This window comes from Cellulomonas sp. (assembly GCF_035634735.1).
Lineage (GTDB): Bacteria > Actinomycetota > Actinomycetes > Actinomycetales > Cellulomonadaceae > Cellulomonas.
In genome coordinates this window covers 1-4398 of record NZ_DASQCJ010000085.1, presented here as the reverse complement: position 1 = coordinate 4398, position 4398 = coordinate 1, and the positions used below count along the sequence as shown (strand labels likewise).

General features: G+C 77.9%; 4 protein-coding genes. 1 reads left to right on the top strand and 3 read right to left on the bottom strand.

Features of this window, described 5'->3' with window-relative positions:
• Positions 1–406: 406 nt before the first annotated feature.
• Complete coding sequence (locus VER05_RS07880; RefSeq protein WP_324844822.1) at positions 407–1258, top strand: phosphotransferase; 852 nt, start codon at positions 407–409, stop codon at positions 1256–1258.
• 27 nt (positions 1259–1285) lie between these two features.
• On the opposite strand, the gene VER05_RS07875 is transcribed toward VER05_RS07880, so the two are convergent.
• The 3 genes from VER05_RS07875 to VER05_RS07865 all read right to left on the bottom strand — a co-directional run bounded on the left by VER05_RS07875 (position 1286) and on the right by VER05_RS07865 (position 4362).
• On the bottom strand, positions 1286–1870 hold the full coding sequence (locus VER05_RS07875; RefSeq protein WP_324844821.1) for a YdcF family protein: 585 nt from the start codon (positions 1868–1870) through the stop codon (positions 1286–1288).
• Between the two features lie 64 nt (positions 1871–1934).
• On the bottom strand, positions 1935–2216 hold the full coding sequence (locus VER05_RS07870; protein ID WP_158375005.1) for an Lrp/AsnC family transcriptional regulator: 282 nt from the start codon (positions 2214–2216) through the stop codon (positions 1935–1937).
• A 7-nt stretch (positions 2217–2223) separates the two neighbouring features.
• On the bottom strand, positions 2224–4362 hold the full coding sequence (locus VER05_RS07865) for a DEDD exonuclease domain-containing protein (protein ID WP_324844820.1): 2139 nt from the start codon (positions 4360–4362) through the stop codon (positions 2224–2226).
• Between the last annotated feature and the right edge of the window lie 36 nt (positions 4363–4398).

Below are 4398 nucleotides of genomic sequence, written 5' to 3'. Positions count from 1 at the left end.
TGCTGAACGCGGCGGCGGCCCTGGTGGCCGACGGCAGCCAGCCCGGCACGGGCCCCGACGGGGGCGACCTGGTGGCGCGGCTGCGCGCGGGCCTGTCGCACGCGGCGGCGGCCGTGGACTCGGGCGAGGCGGCGGCGGTCCTGGACCGCTGGGCGGCGGCGTCGGCCTGAGCGGCGCGCCGGCGGGGCGCCACGAATGCCCATGAAACATGTCGAGTGCCTATCCGCCGGGTAGGCACTCGACACGTTTCATGGGCGCCCGGCGGAGGGGCGCACCCCGGCGGTCGTGCCGCCCGCGGCGAGTGAGTGACGAACGCGCCGAGCGAGTACCCGCCGGGTATCCCCTCGACGCGTGTGCTACCCCCTCGGCGGACGGTGGCGTCGGGACGGCCCGCTAGCGTGAGCGGGTGACCTCGGGGTGGGGCGCGCTCGACGCGCGGCAGCGCGCGCTCGTCGAGGCGTGGCTGCCCGGTGGCGTGCTCGAGGCCGACCTCGGGTGGGGGCTGGTCGCGACGACCGTCCTGCGCGTCCGCGCCGCCGACGGCGCCCTCTGCGTCGTCAAGGCCGGCGGCCCGTCGGACCACCACATCGCGCGGGAGATCCGGGCCCACCTGTCCTGGCTCGGTCCCTGGGTGCGGGCGGGTCGCGCGCCGGCGCTGCTGCACCACGACGTCGAGGCACGGGTGCTCGTGACCCGCTGGCTCCCGGGCCGGCTGGTCCTCGACGACCCGGCTGCCGACGACCCGGGTGTCTTCGCGCAGGCCGGGCGCCTCCTCGCGGACCTGCACCGGGTCGAGCCCCGGCGGGACCCGCAGTACGAGGCCCGAGAGAACGAACGGGTCAGGCGCTGGCTCGCGTCCGAGCACCGGATCGCCCCGGCGGACATCGCCCGGCTGTCCGCGTTGGTGGACGGCTGGCCGGAGCCGCCGGCGTCGCTGGTGCCGACCCACGGGGACTGGCAGCCGCGCAACTGGCTCGTGCACGACGGCGAGGTGCGGGCGATCGACCTGGGCCGAGCCGACCTGCGGCCCGCCGCCACCGACCTGTCCCGGCTCGCCGCCCGGGACTTCCGGCGTGACCCCGCGCTGGAGACCGCGTTCCTCGACGGCTACGGCGGAGACCCGCGCGACCCCGGTGCGTGGGCGCGGACGCGGGTGCGGGAGGCGGTGGCGACCGCGGCGTGGGCGCACCAGGTCGGTGACGAGGCGTTCGAGCGCGAGGGCCTGGCCCTGGTCGCGGAGGTCCTGGCCGAGGCGTGAGCGGGGTCGGGGCGCGCGCGTACGCCGTCACGCGTCGTGGGCGCGGAGGTTGCGGGCGCCCAGCAGCGCCAGCAGCGGCTTGAGCAGGGTCAGCTCGCCGAGGCGGTGCTCGTCCGCCCGGACCAGGCGGTCGGCCAGGTCGGGGCGCGTCGCCCACAGGTACGCGCGGGCCTTCTCCGCGTGCAGCGAGTTCGACACGATCCGGATGCGTCCGGCGTCCTCGAGCTCGGGGAGCACGTGCGCGACGTTCTCCCACGTCGACCGGCTCGCGTCCTCGAGGACGAGCTCGCCGCGGTAGCCGCGGTGCCGGGCGTACCGGGCCATGAGCTCCGCCTCGGGCACCGCGCTCGCGACCGCCCCGCCGCTGAGGACGAGCCGGGCGCCCGGCGTCGCCGGGTGGGACCGGAGCCCCGCCCGCACGCGGTACCGGTTCACGAGGTTCGCGCGCCGGCCGCGGTTCCGGTAGCCGAGCACGACGGTCACGTCGGGGCCGTCGGGCCGCGCGCCGGACCCGAGGCGTCGGGTCGACGAGCGCCGGTGCGCGACCTCGCCGTACGCGAGCACGGCGGCAGCCGCCGCGCCCGCGGCGAGCACCAGGGCCGGCCTCCGCACGACGCCGTCCCTCCGGGACCGGGGGGTGCGGGCGGGCGGGGTCACGGCGCGCGGGCGGGGCCGGTCAGTCCTCGATGCCGAGGGCGAAGGCCTGCTCCAGGTCGTGCTGCGAGTACGTGCGGAACGCGATGAACGTCTGCGTGCGCACGACGCCGTCCACCTTGCTGACCCGGTCCGCGATGATGTCGGCGAGCTCCTCGTGCTCGCGGACGCGCACCATGGCGATCAGGTCGACGCCGCCCGTGACGGAGTAGACCTCGCTCACGCCCGGGATGTTGGCGATGGCGGCGGCGGCCTCGGGGATGCGGTCGGCGTCGGTGTCGATGTGCACGATGGCGGTCAGCATGACGCCATCATGCCGCGCCGGCGGTCCCCGCGGCGGGGTCCTCGGGCCCGTGCGTCGCGCGGCGGTCCCGGCCGGGGGAGCGCAGGTCGGACGCGCGGGCGAGACCCGGGACGTCGTCGAGGGTCGGCGCGGCGTCCGGCGCGGGTGGCCATCCGGGCCCCGACGCCCCGCCCGGCCCCGCGGTGCCGCCCAGCCCCGACGACCCGCCCAGCCCGAACCCCGCGCCCGCCTCCGCCGCCTCGGCGGTGAACCGCGCGTCCCGCTCCTCCCGGGCCGACCACGCCGCGCCGCCCCCGACGGCCGCACCGCCCGCCGCGCCCGCACCCGCGTCGACGTCCACGCCGTCGTCGAGTCCGTCGTCGCCGACCGCGTCCACCGCCTCGCCCAGCGCCGCGGCCGCCTCCCGGCCCGCCGCGACCGCGTCGGCCGGGTCGGTGCGCGCCTGCGCCGAGCGCACCGGGTACGCCCACGGCTCGCTCACGCTCACGATCCGCACGCCGGGCCGCCCGAGCCACGCGAGCACCAGGTCGGCCTCCTCCGGGTGGCCGGCGGGCGCCGGTGCGACGGGTGGCGCGACGTGCTCGCCGGTGACCCGGAGCGAGTCGACGGCGGGCATCGGGTCGCTGCCGCGCGGCACGAGCGCGGTCCCCGCGAGCCGCCCGTGCCGGACGAGCACCACCTCCCAGCCCCCGGAGCCGGTGCGCCGGGCCGCGACGAGCTCGGCGCACGCCGCGAGCGGCGCCAGGCGCTGCGACCGGGCGGAGCCGCGCAGGAACGCCGCGAGCCGGTCGCGCACGGTCACCGCCTCCTCGAACCGCTCGCGCCCCACGAGCGCGTCGATCCGGGCGGTGTGCGCGCCGACGACGACCGCGGGGTCGGCGAGCATCGCCCGGCGCACCTCCTCGACCGTCTCGGCGTACTCGGCGGCGGCCTCCGGTCGCACGCAGGGCGCCGGGCAGCGGCCGATCTCGGCGAGGTGGCACGCGCTCGCGCCCGGCGCCGGGACGAGGGGCAGCCGCGCGGTGCAGCGGCGGATCGCGAACGCGTCGTGCAGCGCCTCGACCGCGGACTGCGCCGCCGCGCGCGACGCGAACGGGCCGATGTGGGTGGCGTCGTCCCGGACCTCGCGCACGACCGAGAGCCGCGGGAACGCCTCGGCGGTGAGCCGGACCCACGGCATGCGCTCGGGGGAGCGGGACCGGCGGTTGTACCGCGGGTTGTGCTCGGCGATCAGGCGGAGCTCGCGCACCTGCGCCTCGAGCGGCGTGGCGCACACGACCGGCGTGACCGCCTGCGCGATCCGCACCATCTCCCGCATCCGGGACCGCTTCTCCGCCGCGGTGAAGTAGGACCGGACCCGCTTGCGCAGCGACTGCGACGTGCCGACGTACAGCACCTCGTCCTTCGGCCCGCGGAACAGGTACACGCCCGGCAGGTCGGGCAGGCCGTCCGCCAGGGTGCGCTTGCGCCGCACGTCCGCCGGCACGGCGTCGGCCGCCGTGGCCAGGTCCTCCAGGTGCGTGATGCCGAGCGGTGCGAGCCGGCCGAGCAGGGCGTGCAGCACGTCGACGGTGGCGCGCGCGTCGGCGAGCGCGCGGTGCTCGGGCGTCGTCGTCGCGTGGAACAGCCCCGCCAGGGTGCTGAGCTTGTGGTTGGGCGCCTCGTCCCGGGTGACCACGCGGCGCGCGAGCCGGACGGTGTCGACGACCGGGAAGCCCGGCCACGCGTGCCCGGTCTCCGCGGCGGCGGCCTTGAGGAACCCGACGTCGAACGGCGCGTTGTGCGCGACCAGCACCGACCCGCGCGCGAACTCGAGGAACGAGGGCAGCACCTCGGCGATCTTCGGGGCGCCGATCACCATCGCGGTGGTGATCCCGGTGAGCACCTGGATCTGCGCGGGCACCGGGCCGCCCGGGTCGACGAGCGTCTGGAACTCGCCGAGCACCTCGCCGCCGCGGACCTTGACCGCGCCGACCTCGGTGATGGCGGACGCGCCCGGCGCGGCACCGGTGGTCTCCAGGTCGACGACGACGAACGTGACGTCGTGCAGCGGGGTGCCGATGTCGTCGAGCGTCACCTGCACGGGCCGGCCGGTCTGCGGCGCCGCGAGGTCGACGCGGGGCGGGACGGGGGACCGGTGGACCATGCGCCGCACGCTAACGGCGCCCTCCGACACGCCCGC

What these genes read in the sequence shown, in the direction of transcription:
- VER05_RS07865 (WP_324844820.1), bottom strand. Translation starts at nt 4,362, where the DNA reads ATGGTCCACCGGTCCCCCGTCCCGCCCCGCGTCGACCTCGCGGCGCCG.
- VER05_RS07870 (WP_158375005.1), bottom strand. Translation starts at nt 2,216, where the DNA reads ATGCTGACCGCCATCGTGCACATCGACACCGACGCCGACCGCATCCCC.